We start from the raw sequence: 18,772 nt of genomic DNA, 5'->3' as shown, positions 1-18,772 counted from the left end.
CGATCCCGTAGCGCAGTGCGAGGGTCTCATTCGCGTGCCGGCCGATTTGGTACCTGTACGGCTCAAGTTGATAGTCGGCGTCTCGACGCTGGACACGGAGATCCTCGGCAGAACGTAGCAGCTGTTCCTGCAGCTGTTCCTGGAGATCTCGTTCTTGGGCATTCCGTGACAGCTGCTCGTTCAGATAGGCCAACTTCCGCTTCTTAGCCAAGACTGCCAAGAACTTGGTTAGACCCCAGACTGGCAAACCCACCACAATGATGGCGATCACTTCCATTCGGGTGCCTCCCCCGGAAACGTCTCTTCCACAGTCCCAGTAATCCTTGCCTTGCGTCCCACCTTGGGCCGCTGCAGCTCTTGGTACGCGGCCTTGCGGCCTTCAACGTCCTTCGCTTCCCAGCCGATCAGAACGCCTGTCACGCGTCGTCCGGTCTTCTCGGGCATCACGGTGACCGTCACGTCTGACAGGGCGTTCACTTCCACCAGGGCGGGCTTGATTGCGTACTGGTTGAGGTTGCCGAAGGTCTTCAGCTTCCCTGGCTCCACGCCCAGGATCTCGCGGAAGTCCTCGAGGCTGAAACGCTCAGTCATCACATGCTTGAGCCGCACCCTGCGGGCGACGGCTTCGTAGAGAGCCAGGGCATACTTGCTGGTGAACGACCTCAGCACTTCCAGTTCCAGCTTGGCGAAGACGGTCGAGTCCCTGAGAGCCACGGCCAGCTCGGGGGGGATCGAGTATTTCAGCGTTCCCCTTCGACGCTTCGGATCGGACAGGTTGTTCCAGCCCAGGAGCTGAACCCGGTCTGTCGAGCCGTCAGGGCGCTCGATCGTGACCACTGTGGTCATCAGGGCCTCGATGCTCTGCACGAGCCTGTCGTTGCTGTCATGGGTCTCCCGTAGCTCTGACACGGGGATCTCGAAGCGCTGGTGCTCTGTTCCCAGCTCGGGGCCGAAAGCTTGGCGCAGGAGGAGGTTGAACAGGCGCCGGTCTGCAAGCGTGAGCCTTGCCGCGCCCTTAACCTCGACAAGCTCGGCGGGCTTCACCATCTCGCCAGAGTTCGGCACCACGTCGAGGGTGCGCATACTATTAGGTTTGGGGCGGTTCATGTCCGACAACCGACATTCCATTAGCTCATGGATGTGAAGTAGCTAATATTAGAGTCGCGACAGAGGCAAGGTTTTGTGTTCCCGGTTCACAGCACCCCAAACCACAGCAAACCAGGTCCAACCAAAGCCTGAACCGCCCCAAACCTAATCGTGACCCGCCCCAAAACTAATGGCTAACCGCCCCAAAACTAATCGTGAGTTGCCCGATTCCTAATATTTCGGCTGTATTATCTATTGTAACCAATGGCTTCCGGCTCCTGAAGAAAGAAGATTCTAGAAGAAGAGAAGAAGAGTCTCCCCTGTGGATAACTGGGGGAATATTACGTAAATGCAGAGTTACGTAACATTCCCTTCCCTGTGAGATTAGTTGCCGCCTGACCCAACGTTATGCTCTTCATGGGTCTTGAAACCGTAGGACCCAAGAAAAACATAAGAGGAGTCTTAGTTAGTTACCTCATTGTCTTTTTATAGATGGGCTGCGCCCCGAAGGGGCGCAGCCCATCTAATATACATATATATTAGTAACTTATCTTATAGGGTTCCCGAGCTCCCGAGTATGGCAGTGAAAACTCCATTGAAGAATCCATACGAAACTCCATCAGCGTTCTGACAGCTTCCCTGCTTCTGGTTCAAATAGAGCTTCCCAGTTCCTCCCGCCGTAGAACAGACGCAGGATGGTCACCCGGGTCTCCGAAACAGTGAAGGCGATCGTGACCCGTCTTTCGAAGCCGACGATCCGCAGCCCAGGACGAATGTCATCCCGCCTGTGTCCTCGTTCGGATGCCAGTCCCATGCGCCGGCAATGCGCCTCGATCCGATCGATGTACCCGATGGCTGTTTCGGGTGAAGCCGCAGTTGCTATCCAGTCGTAGAGCTGCACCAGGTCATCGACAGCTTCCGGTGCGAACTCGACAGTACGTTCTTTCACTCTCGCCCCGTCAACCGCTTGGCGTGATGCTTGCGAATATCCGAAAAGACATCCTTCAGGCCACGGGCTCGTCCTGGATCGGCCTGCATGGCGTCGTAGACCGGAGCCACTTCCTCGCGGAGCCAGCGATCGACAGCTGCATCACGTTCCTGGAGAGCCCTCAACCCTGCTCGCACGACCTCGCTGCCGGACGCATAGGCTCCGGACGCCACCATCTGGTCGATGAAGGCAGCATGCTCTTCGGGCAGGCTCACGGTTCTCTTCTCAGTGCCAGGCATCATGGGTCTCCTTCTGTCACCAGCATAGCGCCGAGTATGAAAAAGTCATACCGCCTTGTGTGAGATCTGGAAGCTCCGGAACCAGGGCAAAAGACAGAACCGAAACAGGCTCGTGAGACCCTTCTGGCCTTTAGACTGTCTTTAGCCAAAATCAGCGGCTTTTGGCGATTTTGGTTTTAGGGTTAGAGAACCGCAAACCAGACCGAGTGAAACGACAAGTCTTTAGGTCGACGTTCTGACCTCCCGAAGTGACCCGCAACCTACTTGCCGAAATGCCGAAGCTGCTTCTGGGTCTCCACAGGTCGCTCAGAGGCCCGTAGAGCCTCATCTTTCTCGTCGGCGCTGGATGGCCCGGAAAGCAGAGATACCACTTCTAAAGGCCGGACAGAGGCTCTACGAGGCCATGTCTCCTTGTTTTAGGGTTACACGCTCGTGGAACACCGGTTTGACGGTCAGTGGACCGCACCAGATTGCAGGTGGCTTTAGGCAGGCGAAATGGTGCGTCATCATGCAGGTGGGCGCGAACTACACCAAGAAGATGCAGGCGCTGAAGCCCAACCTGAAACTCATGCGGATGCTTGAGAACAACGGGCTTCTGGATGCCGACAAGCTGAATTTCCTGATCGACCTGGACAAGGGAAACCCCCAGGCGCTTCAGAAACTGCTCGCCGACCGCAAGGTGGATCCAATGGATCTGCCAACCGGCGACGAGGGCAATGCCTACAAGGCTGGCAATCACACGATCTCCGATGCGGAGATGGAGTTCGTTTCCGCGTTGGAAGAGGTCACCTCGACTCCAACCGGAAAGGCCACCGTCGCGCTGATCAACGGAGACTGGGACGACGCCAGCAAGGAGGCCGTGTATCGAGAGCCGAAGCTGATGGCGATCATCGACGAACAGCGGGCCTCCGGTCTTTATGACCGGATCTCTGGGGCGTGTCTGTGCCGACGTCGCAGGCTGCGGGCACGGACGGACAGAAGTCCCTAAGGGACTGCGCACGCATACGCGTGCGTGAGTGCGTATGAAAATATTTTGCTTATTTGAATATTTATCTGGACAGGCGTTGTGGCGGAGGGTGTTCATGCAAACATGAAGCATGGAGTTCATAATGTCTCGACCATCTCTCTCTGACGTTCACCTCGAGCTTGCCGCTACGCTTATCGTGCAGGCGAAGCATATCGTTCTTGCCACCGACAGCCCCGAAAAGGGTGAGGATTTTCTTGGGCGTGATCCCGAAGACGCCCGTGCCGACACAGTCGATCTTTCCCGCTTTCCCGTGGCGGCGGAGATAGGGGCGCTGCACGCCTACGCCTTTGCCCCGACAGGCGATGACCTTTACGACGTGAACGCTCTGCATGGCATGGCTCATTTCCTCTCCAGCCTTCCACGGGAAGACTGGGATGGGAGTGTTCATGGTTTCCCAGGCCAGGGCCTGCCGTCTGCGATGTCCGATGTTCTCGATGCCGCTTGCGCGCGCGCAGCAATCGACGGTCACGAAGAGGTCTGGACCCAGGAGCTGTCCCCCCGGCAACTCGCGCTGCTGGCTGACATGACAGAAGGCGCTGTGCGCAATGCCATGTCCCAGAAGGGAGCAGCCGGTCTCACGGCTATTCCCGGAGCGAAGCCGGTGCGGGTTGCACTTGACGAGGCCCGTCGCTGGCTGTCTGGCCGCAGGGGGTTCCGAGCTACCCCCACGGGCCCTTCGGATGATCCGGTGATGAACGAGCGCCTGCGCGGTTTCGACAGGATGGAGCAACTGACGGATTTCGTCTCCCGACACGCGGTGCGCCGCTTGGGCGCGACCGAGGCTCTTGGAGAAGACGCTGCCGGCTGGATCGACGGTGGCTATGTCTTCGATGTGGCGGCAGCGCACCGCGTCGCTGAGGCGATCGGGGCCGACGTCCCGACGTTTGTCGGAAAGGCGCTCGAATTGGCTCTGCGCCGCGATGCTGGAGAGGTGGCATGATCCCCTGTGCTCTGTCCGACTTCCGGGTGACCGGTCATGCCCGTACGCGCATGCAGGGGCGCGGAATCCGTTCCGAGGCAGTCGACCTCGTCCTGTGTTACGGAACCGAGGAGCGGGCGGCCGCAGGTCGAACCCTCGTGAGACTCGATCATGAGGTTCGCGAGGAACTGGTGGATGAACGTCCCGAGTTCAGGGGGCATCTGGATATCTACGTCATCCTGACCGCCGAAGTGATCGTGACCGTGTGTCACGACACAGGCCGCCTCCGTCGGCGGCTGCATTGATGAACCCGTCTTGCCGCTTGCCCAAAGAAAGATCCGCGATGTTTTCTGCCTTTCGCCACGCACTTGTCGATGCTCGTGATGTCCGTGATCCTCGGCTACGGATTGCCTCAGAGGGGCGTCTGGATGTCCGATACGCACCATTCGATCATATAAACTTGGATGCGAGGATAGTGCTCCTCGGGATCACTCCGGGAGAGCAGCAGGCGAATGCTGCCATTCAAGAGGCCCGCCGTGCTCTGCAACAGGGCGTATCCGATACGGAGGTTCTGGCCCGGGCGAAGGTTCATGCCTCATTCGCCGGCCAGATGCGGACCAATCTTGTGGCGATGCTCGACGGCATCGGCTTGGCCAAAGCTCTTGGCATTCATTCCTGCGCCTCGCTTTGGGGAAGGAACTCAAACCTTGTCCAATTCGCTTCCGCACTGCGGTTTCCGGTATTTTCGGACAGTAAAAACTACTCGGGACGCAGCCCTGCAATTACACGCTCGGCCGTTCTTCGAGAGCAGCTGCAGTTGTTCACGGCGCCGGAGCTGGCGCAGATCCCCAATGCGCTGGTCTTTCCGCTCGGGCCGGCCGTGGCTGAGGCTTGTGCCTGGTTGGTGAAGGAAGGACTGCTGGACGAGGAAAGAGTTGCGGCAGGTTTGCCTCATCCCTCACCAGCGAGCAACGAGCGTATCGCATTCTTCCTTGGGCGAAAGGAGGAACGGGACTTGTCGCGACAAGTGGTTCCGGAAAAGATCATAGAGGGGCGCAAAGCCGTCATGGAGGTTGTTGCCCGTTGGGCAGCGGAAAATGCGGGGAGAAAAGAAGAATAGGCCTCCCGGATCATCGAAGTATGCCGCTGACAAGCTGGGCAGGGGATCAAGCAGAGTGGTGTTCCTGGGCTAGGGGAGCACCTTTCACAAGTTATTCCTTTTTAAGGGTGTAGTGCTGAGAGGCCCTGAGGGTGCCCTGGGCCACCCCTATGGCCGACAGCACCGAGATGACCTCTCACGGGTCCGTACAGAGGTTCTGGGGGCGTATCTCGACGGTGCTTGAGATCATATCCGCGGCCGGGGCAAGATCCGCTGCAAACAGACCTGTGTCCAGGCCGTGCTAGTATTCAGGTAGCCTTCAGTAGAAATCGACCTCTATCGGCGTTTCAGGGAACAGGGAAACTTTGTCAAAAGTTCTGGTCGAGTGCCGGATTTCCCTCGCCCTTCAGTAGCTTGCGTTTTGGCCTTTATGGTGAGGGTTCAGGGTGCTTTCAGGGCCGAAGCACATGGGCAAGACCATCAAGGTCTACCACTACATGCCGCTGCTCGACGACCGCAACGTCAACGACCAGGGCCTCGATGCCTCGGGCGCCGTCATCGCCGACGGTAACCTCTATGGCTCCTCGAAGGACGTCGGCAAGATCACCGACCGTCTGCCGACCCTGACCGAGACCGGCGGCCGTGTGAACCGTGTCGGCTTCGCGCGTATCGAGCTTGAGGGCTCGATCCACAAGTTCGGTATGTTCACCGAGTTCTCCCAGGAATTCCTGGATTTCGACTCGGACAGCGAGCTGTATGGCCATATCTCCCGCGAGCTGGTCACCGGCGCCGTGCAGCTGACCGAAGCCGTGCTGCAGAAGGACCTGCTGGCTGCTGCCGGTGTGACCGTCTATGCCGGCGAGGCCACCACCGATGCCGAGATCACCGGTGATGGCGACCGCGACGTGGTTGACTACGAGGACCTGACCCGCCTGGCGCGGATCCTCAATGACAACCGCACGCCGAAGCAGACCAAGGTGATCACTGGCTCCCGCATGGTCGACACCAAGACCATCAACTCGGGCCGTGTCCTCTACATCGGCTCCGAGCTGGAGTCGATCGTCAAGGGCATGACCGACCTGTTCGGCAACAACGGGACTCGGTCGGAGAACCGCTCTATTCCTTGATTGTCAGCTTGCGGCTGATTTCCGCGAGCACGCCGATACCTGATGCGCTTATCCAGCTGGCGAGGATCGTCGCAACGCCGGCACCCACTATCCCACCACCGTCGTAGGAACCAATCCCCGACAAGATTGCTAGCGCGCCGCCAATAGTTCCAAAGATGGCCACTACCCAGGCCGTGATGTAGGCGATTGAGGTGAAAATGCCATGTTCCGAACCGGAAAATTGGACATCTCCTTTGCCGCCGGAAGAAGATACCATTTTTTCTTTCGGAACGTATTTCAGGGCAGGGTCTGACATCTGAGGTTTTTCCTTTTCATGGAAAGAAATCGAAGGTGGGAGTTAGCTGCCTGCCCGCATCAAAGTCGGCCCGTTAGGTCGATTTCCGGCTGTGAGTGGGGTTGTTGGTTTGAAATTCGGTCAAAAGAGCAACGTGAGCCTCTAGGTGCCGCTATCCGAGACGAGCTAGCCCTCTATGGTTAGAGGGCACAGACTGCCCACACTGATCTCAAGTGCCTTGGTTCTCCCGGCGCAACTGTAAAAGCAGACCTTGGTGCCCCCAGAGAGCTCTTCTCCCGCGCCTGTACACATGAGCGCCAGTTGTTCGTACAGCTGCTTGTCAAGGGGTGCGATCGACTGACTGGGTGCCTCATGCGAGTTCAGGACTGCGAAGGCCAAGTTTTCGGCAGATGCCTGAGACGCGAATACCGCAAGAAAGATTGTGGCAAGTTTTCGGATCATTCTAACTATCTCCAATGTTTTCCGCGTGAGTAGGACCGCGCCAGAAGTTCGTGGCATGGGCGCTGCGCACGTCAACGACGACTAGGCGTAAAGACCGGAGAGCAGGGCGAACTGTTGCCCACATCGGTTACGAATCCCAGGCGCACAAGGTGGCCTCATAGCTCGTCCAACACGCACCATCTCGGTATAGGTTATGGAGGATGTAGTTTGCGTGGCTTTCGTGGGCACTCCACGCTGCGCTACCGGTGCCCGATTCATCATGATCAACATAGAAGTAGACGTATGCCATTCGGTCGTCTGCATCCGCCGCGCTAAAATCTCCACCACCCATTGGCTCAAAGATACACGGCCCCTGCATTTCAATGCGGCCTTCGATCTGAAGGAAACAGATCTCCGCATTAGCCGCGGCGCTTGTCACTAGCAGCGAAGTTATGAGGGCAAGTGTTTTTTTCATTCTTTCAGTCCTCCTTGAGCTCGACACACCAGTTCGTGCTCAAGGAAGTGGGCACCAGATTGGCCTGCCTGCGAAAACATTGTGATCACCTTCGTCTGCTTCGGCATGCTGTCGCCCGTTGACTTCGAGATCCGACTGCAGAAACTGAACCAGGCAGGTGTCTAGGAAACTAGGGGCACCTCCCCACAGGGTCGCGCAGCGACCCTGTGGGGGGATTATCTACGAAGCAAGGGGGTGAAGGCGCTTCCCTGCTAAGGGAGTGCCCGTAACCAAATAATTAACAGTCAACTGCCCTACCGGAGTAGGGGCTACCCCTCACAGAGCCGTACAGGGGCTCCGGTTGTGTCTCTTGCTCAAAACATGAGTGGGTGCGTAATTACGTAAATCCGCACGCACTGCTTCAGTGCTGATCCCAGGGATCTACCTCTCTTCAACAATTATCCATCGCTCGGGGAGGTGGAATATCAACAAAAGGAAAAGCAGGCCGTAGCCTGCTTTTCAATGTGGTGCTCTATCGAGCTTGCTAACGGCTCGACCGCCATTCCTGATGGCTGCAAGGTGATACGACTGGTCACACATGTCAACATCTTGAACCGAAGATCGAAATTTGCCCAAGGTATCCGGACTGAAATACAAGCACGGACCGTCCAGAGTTCCTAATGACCCATAAGAAATACCGCCTCGGCCTTGATCTCGGCACCGCCTCAATCGGTTGGTGCATCCTGCCACTGGACGAGGAGGGTCGGCCAAGCCAATGGGAGAACGATTGGCTCATAGGCGGGTGTGTTCCTGCGGGGAGTCGCATCTTTTCTGCGGGACGGGATCCAAAAACAGGAGCCTCCCTCGCCGTGGATCGGCGTGGAGCACGTGCTTCTCGCATTAGACGAGACCGATACCTGCGCAGACGATCCGCTCTGATGAGGCGATTGGCAGACGCTGGGCTGATGCCGGAAGAGCCAGCGGAGCGGAAGGACCTGGAGCTTCTGGATCCCTTTGAGCTTCGAGCTCGTGGCCTGGATTCACCTCTGACCCGTACCGAACTTGGTCGTGCGATCTTTCATCTCAACCAGCGACGCGGTTTCAAATCGAACCGGAAGGCGGACAGAGGCGACAACGAAGACGGGCTGATCCGGCTTGGGACTGCGCGTCTGGATCAGGCGATGCTTGCTGCGGGCGTGCGGACCTATGGCGAGTTCCTCTACAAGCGTCGTGCCGCGGCCTCGGACCCACGCCAAGTACCGTCGGTGCGCACACGCCTGACCGTCCAGGTGGCGCCGGACGGAAAGACAACTTCTGGATACGATCACTACCCGTCCAGATTCCATCTGGAAGAGGAGTTTCGGAAGCTTTGGGCGGCCCAGCAGCGGTTCGATCCTGATCTGAGTGATGAACTTGGCGAAGCTCTGTTCGAGACAATCTTCTATCAACGGCCACTCAAGGCGCCGAAGATGGGGCGCTGCCGCTACCTGGATGAGCCCCGCCTGCCCAAGGCACATCCGGCAGAACAACAGCGAGTTCTCTACGAGACAATCAATGCGCTGCGTGTAGCTGCGCCTGGCAAGGCGGCGCGAGCCTTGACCATCGAGGAGCGGGATCGAGTTGCATTGGCGCTCAACGGCAAGAAGCCTCCCAAGTCTCCTGGTTCTGCTGCAGTGACCTTCAAGGCTTTGGCGAAAGTCCTGAAGCTTCAGGATGAAGAGCGGTTCACCCATGAGACGTTCGCCCGTGATGCGATCGCCTGCGATGCCGTGCTGATGAGCCTCGCGCATCCCGATCGATTTGGGGTTGGATGGACCAGCCTCAGTATGGAGGCACAGTGGGACCTTATTTGCCGTATTCGCGCGGTCGAAACCGACGAAGAACGATCCCAGTTGGTTGATTGGCTACGTGAGACCCATGGGTTGTCCGAGGGCAGGGCCGCCGCAACGGCAGATGCTCCACTTCCTCAAGGCTATGGTCGCCTGGGCGAAACAGCGGTGTGCTGTACGCTTGAGAAACTGCGCCAGGGACAGGAACCAGATGGCACACCTCTTGTGATGAGCCGGGCCGTGGAGGAGGCTGGTCTGCCTCACCACTCCGACGACCGGACGGGTGAGGTCTTGGCCAACCTCCCCTACTACGGCGCGGTTCTGGAGAGGCACGTCATTCCTGGATCCAACCGGCCGGAAGACCCCGAGGTAGAGCGATTTGGCCGTATTACGAACCCCACGGTGCATATCGCCCTGAACCAGTTGCGGCGCCTGGTGAACCGGATAATCGAGCGCTACGGCAAGCCGGAGCAGGTGGTTCTGGAACTGTCACGGGATCTCAAGAATGGTGAGCAACGCCGCCGTGAAATTGAGGTTGAGATCAAGCGCAACACCGATGCTGCGATCAGACGCGGAGCTCAGATTACAGAGATGTCGAATGGCCGAGTGCTTGATACGGGTGCAAATCGGCTTGTCATGCGGCTGTGGGAGGAGTTGGGGCCGGATGTTCTGTCGCGACGTTGCCCGTACTCAGGACAGCAGATCTCGTTTGCGATGCTTTGGGATGGTTCCTGCGATGTCGATCATATCCTGCCCTACTCGCGCACCCTGGACGACAGTCCGGCCAACAAGACGCTTTGCCTTCGAGAGGCCAATCGGGAGAAGCGCAACCGGACCCCGTACGAGATGTGGGGCACAGCTCCCGACCGATGGTCTGAGATTCAGGCCAACCTACCCAACGTGCCAGCCAACAAGAGATGGCGCTTCGCCCCTGATGCGATGGAACGGTTCGAGGGCGACCGCTTCTTCGACCGGCAGCTCGTGGATACGCAATACCTGAGCCGAATTGCTCGGACCTACCTCGACACGTTGTTCACCGAGGGGGGGCATGTCTGGGTGGTTACTGGTCGCACCACCGAGATGCTGCGGCGCCACTGGGGGCTGAATGGATTGCTCAGTGATCACAACAGAGCAGCGAAGGAGAAGAACCGTACGGATCATCGGCACCATGCCATCGATGCTGCCGTGATCGCGGCAACCGATCGATCACTGGTTAAACGGCTGGCCGACGCTGCAGATGTCTCTGAGGCGCAAGGCCGCGAGGATGTTGTGCAGGCCGTCGCTCCTCCATGGCCCACATTTCGCGATGACTTGGGGCATGTCGTCGATCGTATCATTGTCAGTCATCGTCCCGACCACGGCCGAGTGGAGCCAGGCAATGCGCAAGTGACGGCATCGAAGCTTCACAACGATACGGCATACGGTCTCGGACTGCGGGATGGAGATGGAAATCCTCGCTTGCGCAACGGAATACCTCTTGTCGTGACACGTAAGCCATTGGAGTCGCTGAAACCAAATGACCTCAGTAAGGTAGCGGAGGTGGACCCGCACTTGGCCAACCTTCTGAAGGTAGCAACGCGTGGGAAAGACGGAAAGGATTTCACAGCTGCCCTGGCGGACTTCTCGCGTAGGGAGGGACCGTACCATGGTCTTCGCCGGGTTCGCATAGCGATACCGGTGAACGTCGTGGCGATAGCAGACAGGGAAGGACGGCCTTACAAGGGTTACGATCCAGACTCCAACCAACGATATGAAGTTTGGCGAATGCCTGACGGCAAACCTGTCGCCTGGGTGGTACGGACCTTCGATGCTCACCAGCCAGGAGAACCACCGCGCCCACATCCGGCCGCAAAGCGACTCTTGCGCCTGCATCAGAACGATCTGGTGGCACTGGACGATAGCAAGTTTGGCCCGGTGGTGGCGAAGGTCGAGATGTTCGATCAGAGCGGAAAGATCACACTTGCTCCTCACAGTGAAGCGAACGTTTCGGAAAGGTATCGCCGCAAAGAGGGCAGGGAAGACCTCTATCTCCGCTTTATGCCACGTACTCTTCTGAAGGCGGGAGCCCGCCGCGTTCATGTAGACGAGACCGGCCATATCCGCGACCCAGGCCCGCCGCGTTGACATCATAGTTCTTGTTTACCTTGCGTCCTGAGAGGAAAGGCAAGGTGGAGCAAATTGTCGATATTTCTTCAGACGGGCGGCATCTTTCACGTGATCGCGGCTTCCTGAAGGTCGAGGCTGACGGAGCCGAGGTCGGGCGTGTACCGCTCGACCGTATTGCTGCTGTTATACTGCATGGTCACGGTACGACTTGGACCGCCTCCCTCATGGTCGAGTTGGCTCGACGGGGTGCGCTGACGGTATTGTGCGGCCGCAATCATGCTCCGGTCGCCCTTCTCTGGCCGATCGAGGGGCACCATGCTCAGGGCGGTAGGATGCAAGCACAGTGGGCAGCATCTCGCCCCGCCATGAAGCAAGCATGGAAGATGATTGTTCAGTCGAAGATCATGATGCAGGCGGCAGCCCTCCGATCTGTGGGCGAACCAGATGCCCCGGTGTCCATCCTTGCCAGATCTGTGCGTTCTGGCGATCCGGCTAACATCGAAGCACAAGCCGCCCGTCGATATTGGCCACTTATGATGGGGAAGGATTTCCGGAGAGATGTTGGTGGTGGAGGTGCCAACGGCCTGCTGAACTATGGCTATACCGTGCTCAGGGCGGCAACGGCACGGGCTGTGATTGGGGCAGGACTGCACCCCACCATTGGTCTGCACCACCGCGCACAAGGCAATTCGTTCGCCCTGGCTGACGATCTGATGGAACCATTCCGTCCGCTCGTCGACCTGGCAGCCCGGCGCATAGCACGTGAGGCCGGCCCCGATGTGACATCGGAGGCCAAGCAAGCCTTGGCTCGGATCATTGCATTCGACATGGAAGTCGACGGCGTCACAACTCCGGTTTCCGGAATGCTGTCCCGCCTGGCGTTGTCGCTGGCTCGTTCATTCGAATCTGGACGTATGGAACTTGGCCTACCCAAACCGCCTGCACCCTTGCGTCTGATGGAACTAGGCCGGTGAGGACGAACGATGTATATTTGAGCGGGTACAAACTGATGTGGATGCTGGTGATGTTTGATCTGCCAACGGACACCAAGGCACAACGCAAGTCCGCTGGCGACTTCCGTAACTTTCTGCTGGATGAAGGTTTCGAGCGCAGTCAGTTCTCTGTCTATGCGAGGATGGTCAGCGGCAAGGAAGCGTACGAGGCTCGCGTTGCCTGGATCGAACGTGCTTTGCCGGAAAAGGGCGAGGTTCAGATCCTTCAGTTTACCGACCGCCAGTACGAACTCATCCTGAGATACTCGGATCAGGGCCGTGCGGCTCGAAGGAAGAATCCCGAACAACTGGTTCTGTTCTGATGCGAATCTCTCGGAATGATTGCTGGGCCGCCCCACTTTTTTCCTTCTACAGGAAAGGTTTGTGGAGCGACCCAGCATAGCCGTTCAGGAATGACGGTCCAGCCGAAGCAGGACGCGCTGTTCTTCACCCTCTGCATGGAGCATAGCCGTTCAGGAATGACGGTCCAGCCGAAGCCGAGGCCCAGGACGACGCCGCCGAGGGGGCAGCATAGCCGTTCAGGAATGACGGTCCAGCCGAAGCCCGGGTCGGAGGTTGGTCGCTTGACTGACTAGCATAGCCGTTCAGGAATGACGGTCCAGCCGAAGCACCCGCACCACCGTGACCACGCAATACGCGAGCATAGCCGTTCAGGAATGACGGTCCAGCCGAAGCTGTAGCGCAGCCCCGTAATTTCGTCGATGAGCATAGCCGTTCAGGAATGACGGTCCAGCCGAAGCCATTGGGCAGAGAAGGTCAGACCGGACGTGAGCATAGCCGTTCAGGAATGACGGTCCAGCCGAAGCTTTCTTGAACTCCGGCACGAAGAGGCGCAGAAGCATAGCCGTTCAGGAATGACGGTCCAGCCGAAGCCGGATATTGCACCGATTGCCCGTGCAATAAGCATAGCCGTTCAGGAATGACGGTCCAGCCGAAGCCTCAATATCCGGGCCATTCAACGGCGCTGAAGCATAGCCGTTCAGGAATGACGGTCCAGCCGAAGCCCGAACGATCCGAACTATTACGCGACCCGGAGCATAGCCGTTCAGGAATGACGGTCCAGCCGAAGCGCGTATCCGCCCATTTCGACACGCTCAAGCAGCATAGCCGTTCAGGAATGACGGTCCAGCCGAAGCCCAAGGCTGCTCAACAGCCCGCCGCCCGAGAGCATAGCCGTTCAGGAATGACGGTCCAGCCGAAGCATCTCCCCTATTGCGCAAACGCGCGCCCTTAGCATAGCCGTTCAGGAATGACGGTCCAGCCGAAGCTATTTGCCGACGATGAAACTTTGCGGGTTGAGCATAGCCGTTCAGGAATGACGGTCCAGCCGAAGCGCTGGTCGGCTCCCTCCAACGACTTCAGGCAGCATAGCCGTTCAGGAATGACGGTCCAGCCGAAGCGGTCAATTGCGGACCCTGCTACCGGCGGAGAGCATAGCCGTTCAGGAATGACGGTCCAGCCGAAGCAGATTACTCCGTTTACATTCCGCGCCTGTCAGCATAGCCGTTCAGGAATGACGGTCCAGCCGAAGCAATGGCTGACGGTGGACGTGGCTTCGCCACAGCATAGCCGTTCAGGAATGACGGTCCAGCCGAAGCGCTGTTCATGGTCTGCGATTTGCCGAGGCGAGCATAGCCGTTCAGGAATGACGGTCCAGCCGCAGCCTGACGAAGCCGGACTGGTCGTCGCCTCCGAGCATAGCCGTTCAGGAATGACGGTCCAGCCGAAGCGGCGCGGGGCCTGTTTCATCCGCCCAGCCTAGCATAGCCGTTCAGGAATGACGGTCCAGCCGAAGCCGGCCCTGTGGTGCGCGTCAGCCCGTCTCGAGCATAGCCGTTCAGGAATGACGGTCCAGCCGCAGCCGAATTTCCTGCTCGAACAATTCGGCGTTCAGCATAGCCGTTCAGGAATGACGGTCCAGATAGGTAAAAGGAGGGCTTTGAAGTCTTACGTAACTACGCATCTGCGCGTTTAAGGTATTCCGCAAGTGCGACTTCCAGAATGGCTTGATGCGTCTGGTCCGTCTCCACGGCATGCAACCTCAGGCGGCGGTAGGTCTCGCCATCGAGGGCGAGCGTTAGCCGTTTCTCGCCGGGACGCTTGGGCTGCTTCTTTCCCTGGGTAGCCCCCTGCCCTGCCCCGCGCTGCGGTATGCCGGTGTCAGTCGGCCTGGCTTCGGTGTTCAACAGGCCGTCGAGAGCCAAGGGTTTCTTAGCCATTCAGTATCCCCCTCACGTATTGCCAGATCTCCGCGATTTCAGATGCGGCCTTGTCGTCGCCTGCCTCGGTCACGCCCTGCCCTGTCGCGCTGGTTTCAGCATAGACAACCCTTTGGGCGATGTTCGCAGGAGCCACCCTGCCGTGTTGAGCCAGGATGCGAGCGGTCTCCTCTGTGATCCTTGCTCGCGGCGTCTGGGACATCACGAATGCAAACGGCACCCCTGCCCCGTTCACCGCCGCAATGGTGGTCCCCACGGCTCGCAGATCGTCGGGTGATGGGCGAACCGGGATGAGAACCAGGTCAGCCGCCTCCAGCGTCTCTGTGAGCCACTCAGGGTGAGCCGGCGGGGTGTCGATGATGCACAGGTCGAATTGCCCCTTGGCTCCGTTCAGCGTGGCTCTGAGGTCGTGGGGGGGCGGATCCCGGTCGAGCATAGCGGGCGTGTCTGCTTCCCGGCTCTCCCACCATCCTCGCAGTGAGCCTTGAGGATCGAGATCGAGGCACAGGACGTTTCGCCCATCCTGGGTGGCGGCGACAGATAGATTCCTGGCAAGCGTGCTCTTGCCGGTGCCGCCCTTCTGCGTGGCTATCAGGATTGTTTGCATGGTCTCGCTCTTGCCTGCCTTGGTTCCACGTTACCGCAAATCCGTGAAAGCGCAAATGTGCAGATGCAGACTCACGCTATTGCGTAATTACGTAAATCCGCATATGTGTATAAAAACCGAACGGACGTAGGGTCTTTATACGGCCGAGAGAACTGGGGAACGACATGGCGAAAGCAGAAGAAACGTACTCTTGGGTTGAGGTGGAAAGCTATGTTCCGAGCCGTACCTCGGGACTGCATGGCAAGGTTCACATTCGTCCCTGCGAGGGGCAGGGCTACCCGACCGATCTTCATGTGGAGTGTTCGAAGAAGCTTTCAAAGGATTATCCGGTTGGGACTCGTTTCCGCATCCGAGCCAAGCTGACGGATCGGGAGGGCAGTGGAGATTTCCTCTACAGCTACTTTGGCTGGAAGTTCGAAGTTCTGGATTGAATGACGCCTCCCATGAATTTCGTTACTTACCTCCGTGTCTCGACAGAGCGCCAGGGCCAGAGCGGTCTCGGACTCGAAGCTCAACGTGCTGCTGTGGCAGCCTATGTGCAAGGCCGCGGCCAGGTAGTCGCCGAGTATGTCGAAGTCGAATCCGGCAAGCGTTCCGACAGGCCAGAGCTGGCGAAGGCGTTGGTAGAAGCCAAGAGGGCAGGGGCCGTCCTTCTCATTGCCAAGCTCGACAGGCTCGCCCGCAACGTGGCCTTCATTGCCAACCTTCTGGAAAGCGGTGTCGAGGTCACTGCAGCGGACATGCCGGAGGCTAATCGCTTCGTGTTGCATATCATGGCCGCGGTGGCAGAGCAGGAGGGTAGGGCGATCTCGGAGAGAACCAGGGCGGCTCTGGCGGCTGCGAAAGCTCGGGGCGTCAAACTAGGCTGGGCAATCCCTGAGAGGGCTTCTGAGCAGGCTCAGGCGTCCCGCAAGGGCGTGGCGGCAAACAAGGTGCGGGCGCTGTCCCATGCAGAAAACGTCTTGCCGGTGATTGAGCAGATCGGGGCAGGGGGCGCATCCCTTCGCCAGATAGCGGAAGAGCTGAATTTTCGAGGCGTGAGAACGGCTCGGGGAGGAAAATGGTATGCGTCTACGGTGCGGAACGTACTTAGGACTAGTCGTGGTTCCGAAACACACACCGCCTAGTGGCATTGGGAATGCTATGGTTTATTCCCCACGATCCGAACGGTGGTTCCAGATAGGCCGGGAGCTTACTGAGAAACACTACCCGCGATCCGAAACTCTACGGGCGATCCAAAGTAAAACTGTCGTAACGATGGCGACGATGGCGGCGTTTGCAAACACTGCGCCTCCTCCGCCGAAGATCATTAGCAGCAAACCTACTGGTAGAGCCATCATGCTTAGTGCCCACGCCACGGGGACAACAACATTGAGCAGCCCGAGGATGAGAACCAGGGGAACGAGAATTACTTGCACGGAGATGCCCTCATCTTAGCCATTCAAGAAATACTTGAAAGAAGCCGAGTGTGGCTGCAAGTGCATTAGGTTTAATCGATCATATCGTGTGGCAGCATGTCCCCACCGGTTCCTTCACCAGTGCCGGTCTCCCCTTCAGACGAGGTTCCAGAAGGGTCACCTTCTTGTCCCCGATTGTCAGCTCCCTCATTTCCTTCCCCTACGTTTTCTTGGGATCCTGTTCGGCTTCCTCCTTGGCCATTTTCTCCCGCCACTTCTGCCGCGCCTTTGCGAACTGGCGTTCCCGGTGCAGGAACTCCTCTTCGTAGTGAGATGGCGTTTCGAGGTATTGCGGCGTGTCCTTGCCAGTCTTTGCCAAGCCAGTTCTCCAGTGTCTTGGTGGTTTCGTGGAGTAGCTCAGCATAAGCTCCTCTTCGCTTTTCGTCTGTGGCTGGAATACCCCAACTGGGAATCCCGAACGTCAACAGCCCCTAGAGCGTCAAGGTCGGGCCGAAGATCTGTCCCGGAGTCGCGCTACTTGAGAAGCCTTCAATCGACCGACAGAAGTCACACGAAACAGTGAGAATAGGCGTTTCGAGCAAACCCGACATGAAGGGCGAGGGATCATGAACAGCCGCATCAACTATATCCCTGGAACGGAAGATTTCGGAGTAGACACTGGTAGCTACCGTAGCGGTGGCCTTTGGCACTGCTGGTCCTATTGGGAAGATGGCCAGACTTGGGATACCTATCCGTGGGGAGAGAAGGGTAAATCGTGGTCTACTGTTAGTGATGACTTCCAATCTCACTACCACGGAACCGACGATGCCGAAGTCATCCGTGGATGCGGTGGTTACAACTACTACACGGTAGGACGGCTCGCAGGCGCGGTCTTCGGCCATGGTGGCAACGACACTGTGGTCGGCAAGGAGAACAACGACTACCTTTCTGGCGGCCGCGGCGACGACCTCGTCAAAGGAAAAGATGGCAACGATGAACTGTTCGGTAACCGGGGGCGCGACAAGCTCATTGGTGGGAAGGGAGACGATTATCTCTTCGGCGGTATCGGGCGAGACAAGCTGAAGGGTGGTGACGGGGACGACACCTTGCATGGCAATCTGGGACACGACATCCTGAAGCCCGGCAGTGGTGAAGACTATCTTTGGGGTGGGTCCGGCGCCGATACGTTTGTTTTCCGACCAGGCGACGACGAGAACTCGATCATGGATATCGAGGCCAAGGATATCATTAGCCTGAAAGGCTCGGTCGATGACTACGATATCGACATAGGCCGAGGCTGGATGAGGATAACCGGCCAGAACGTTGAGATCTGGGCTCACGAACAGGTGCTGACGAACGATGCGGGAGAAGTCATCAAGGGTTATGAGATGTCCGAGACCGATTTCTGGAACTGTCTCGAGTTTTTCTAGGGGCTGTTGACGTTCATCTTGGGAGGATGAGTGCCAATCCCTGCCCGCCCTGCCCGGCGTCCGACCTTTGGCCGTTGCAGCTCCTGATACGCGGCCTTTCGGCCTTCGATGTTATTCGCCTCCCGGCCGATCAGGACGCTGACTGTTATGCCCGACAGGTCTACGTGATCGTCTTGTCTATGTGGAACTTGGCGATCTCCTTCAGTGTCATGGTGCGGTTGCCTTTCAGCACTTCCTCCAGTTTCTTGTGCCGATTGAACCAAGTGTTCTCCATTGGATAGAACGTCTTCACATACTCTGTTCCTGGTTCGATCACCGCTATGGCGTTCCTCTTTCGAAAGTCTGACAACTCGACCTCATAGCGGCATTTCTCTCTGTCTCGGACACGAAGTTTTCTAAGCCTTATGTAGCGGGAGTCGATCATCTCGGTTCCGTTGTGTCTTCGTTCTCGAAACTCATTGGCGATCCCGTAGCGCAGTGCGAGGGTCTCATTCGCGTGCCGGCCGATTTGGTACCT

20 protein-coding genes are annotated in these 18,772 nt (G+C 58.0%); 11 read left to right on the top strand and 9 right to left on the bottom strand.

The genetic code is table 11. From position 1 onward, the window contains the following. The 4 genes from RX333_RS16630 to RX333_RS16615 form a co-directional block, all read right to left on the bottom strand. On the bottom strand, positions 1-277 hold a 277-nt coding region (locus RX333_RS16630; RefSeq protein WP_316016085.1), incomplete at its 3' end, for a hypothetical protein. Beyond that, on the bottom strand, positions 268-1,083 hold the full coding sequence (locus RX333_RS16625) for a replication initiation protein (protein WP_316016084.1): 816 nt from the start codon (positions 1,081-1,083) through the stop codon (positions 268-270). The genes RX333_RS16625 and RX333_RS16630, both read right to left, overlap by 10 nt. Positions 1,084-1,705: 622 nt before the next feature. After that, positions 1,706-2,035, bottom strand: coding sequence for a type II toxin-antitoxin system RelE/ParE family toxin (locus RX333_RS16620; RefSeq protein ID WP_316016083.1), 330 nt, complete (start codon positions 2,033-2,035; stop codon positions 1,706-1,708). After that, entirely contained in the window at positions 2,032-2,289 is a 258-nt protein-coding gene (locus tag RX333_RS16615) for a type II toxin-antitoxin system ParD family antitoxin (RefSeq protein WP_316016082.1), read from the bottom strand. Before RX333_RS16615 ends, RX333_RS16620 begins: the two co-directional genes overlap by 4 nt. Positions 2,290-2,821: 532 nt before the next feature. On the opposite strand from RX333_RS16615, the gene RX333_RS16610 reads away from it, so the two are divergent. The 5 genes from RX333_RS16610 to RX333_RS16590 all read left to right on the top strand — a co-directional run bounded on the left by RX333_RS16610 (position 2,822) and on the right by RX333_RS16590 (position 6,485). Continuing rightward, entirely contained in the window at positions 2,822-3,301 is a 480-nt protein-coding gene (locus RX333_RS16610) for a hypothetical protein (protein ID WP_316016081.1), read from the top strand. Positions 3,302-3,410: 109 nt separating this feature from the next. Beyond that, the gene (locus tag RX333_RS16605) at positions 3,411-4,280 is read left to right on the top strand and encodes a hypothetical protein (protein ID WP_316016080.1); all 870 of its coding nucleotides are present in this window, start codon (positions 3,411-3,413) and stop codon (positions 4,278-4,280) included. 137 nt (positions 4,281-4,417) lie between these two features. Continuing rightward, entirely contained in the window at positions 4,418-4,564 is a 147-nt protein-coding gene (locus RX333_RS17270) for a hypothetical protein (RefSeq protein ID WP_410056096.1), read from the top strand. A gap of 170 nt (positions 4,565-4,734) precedes the next feature. Continuing rightward, positions 4,735-5,379, top strand: coding sequence for a hypothetical protein (locus tag RX333_RS16595; protein ID WP_316016078.1), 645 nt, complete (start codon positions 4,735-4,737; stop codon positions 5,377-5,379). A gap of 446 nt (positions 5,380-5,825) precedes the next feature. After that, positions 5,826-6,485 carry a N4-gp56 family major capsid protein gene (locus RX333_RS16590; RefSeq protein WP_316016077.1) on the top strand — a complete coding sequence of 220 codons (660 nt, stop codon included), beginning with the start codon at positions 5,826-5,828 and terminating at the stop codon, positions 6,483-6,485. On the opposite strand, the gene RX333_RS16585 is transcribed toward RX333_RS16590, so the two are convergent. Next, positions 6,475-6,780, bottom strand: coding sequence for a hypothetical protein (locus RX333_RS16585; protein WP_316016076.1), 306 nt, complete (start codon positions 6,778-6,780; stop codon positions 6,475-6,477). The genes RX333_RS16590 and RX333_RS16585 overlap by 11 nt on opposite strands. Before the next feature lie 1,554 nt (positions 6,781-8,334). Between RX333_RS16585 and cas9 the strand changes: the two genes are divergently transcribed. The 3 genes from cas9 to cas2 are packed head-to-tail and all read left to right on the top strand — an operon-like array spanning position 8,335 to position 12,904. Further along, a complete protein-coding gene (gene cas9 / locus RX333_RS16580; protein ID WP_410056095.1) occupies positions 8,335-11,607 on the top strand; it encodes a type II CRISPR RNA-guided endonuclease Cas9 in 3,273 nt (1,090 codons plus the stop codon). A 44-nt stretch (positions 11,608-11,651) separates the two neighbouring features. After that, positions 11,652-12,563 carry a type II CRISPR-associated endonuclease Cas1 gene (gene cas1 / locus RX333_RS16575; RefSeq protein WP_316016074.1) on the top strand — a complete coding sequence of 304 codons (912 nt, stop codon included), beginning with the start codon at positions 11,652-11,654 and terminating at the stop codon, positions 12,561-12,563. A 17-nt stretch (positions 12,564-12,580) separates the two neighbouring features. Beyond that, on the top strand, positions 12,581-12,904 hold the full coding sequence (gene cas2, locus RX333_RS16570; protein ID WP_316016073.1) for a CRISPR-associated endonuclease Cas2: 324 nt from the start codon (positions 12,581-12,583) through the stop codon (positions 12,902-12,904). Positions 12,905-14,557: 1,653 nt separating this feature from the next. Here the strand turns inward: cas2 and RX333_RS16565 are convergent. Both RX333_RS16565 and RX333_RS16560 read right to left on the bottom strand, forming a co-directional pair. Beyond that, complete coding sequence (locus tag RX333_RS16565) at positions 14,558-14,821, bottom strand: CopG family transcriptional regulator (RefSeq protein WP_316016072.1); 264 nt, start codon at positions 14,819-14,821, stop codon at positions 14,558-14,560. Beyond that, on the bottom strand, positions 14,814-15,428 hold the full coding sequence (locus tag RX333_RS16560) for a ParA family protein (RefSeq protein ID WP_316016071.1): 615 nt from the start codon (positions 15,426-15,428) through the stop codon (positions 14,814-14,816). The genes RX333_RS16565 and RX333_RS16560 overlap by 8 nt, the downstream gene beginning before the upstream one ends. Before the next feature lie 164 nt (positions 15,429-15,592). Here RX333_RS16560 and RX333_RS16555 point away from each other — a divergent pair, with 164 nt between their 5' ends. Next, positions 15,593-15,859, top strand: coding sequence for a hypothetical protein (locus RX333_RS16555; protein ID WP_316016070.1), 267 nt, complete (start codon positions 15,593-15,595; stop codon positions 15,857-15,859). Between the two features lie 12 nt (positions 15,860-15,871). Continuing rightward, a complete protein-coding gene (locus RX333_RS16550; RefSeq protein WP_316016069.1) occupies positions 15,872-16,555 on the top strand; it encodes a recombinase family protein in 684 nt (227 codons plus the stop codon). A 490-nt stretch (positions 16,556-17,045) separates the two neighbouring features. Here RX333_RS16550 and RX333_RS16545 read toward each other — a convergent pair whose 3' ends face one another. After that, positions 17,046-17,204 (bottom strand): hypothetical protein, encoded by a 159-nt coding sequence (locus RX333_RS16545; RefSeq protein WP_316016068.1) that lies wholly within the window; start codon positions 17,202-17,204, stop codon positions 17,046-17,048. 247 nt (positions 17,205-17,451) lie between these two features. Between RX333_RS16545 and RX333_RS16540 the strand changes: the two genes are divergently transcribed. Next, complete coding sequence (locus RX333_RS16540) at positions 17,452-18,255, top strand: calcium-binding protein (protein ID WP_316016067.1); 804 nt, start codon at positions 17,452-17,454, stop codon at positions 18,253-18,255. 160 nt (positions 18,256-18,415) lie between these two features. Here RX333_RS16540 and RX333_RS16535 read toward each other — a convergent pair. Further along, positions 18,416-18,772, bottom strand: a 357-nt coding sequence (locus RX333_RS16535; RefSeq protein ID WP_316016066.1) for a hypothetical protein, incomplete at its 5' end; no start/stop codon positions are given.

This window comes from Roseobacter sp. HKCCA0434, assembly GCF_032464675.1.
Lineage (GTDB): Bacteria > Pseudomonadota > Alphaproteobacteria > Rhodobacterales > Rhodobacteraceae > Pontivivens.
The sequence above is the reverse complement of the archived record's forward strand: the minus strand, read 5'-3'. Positions and strand labels throughout refer to the sequence as shown.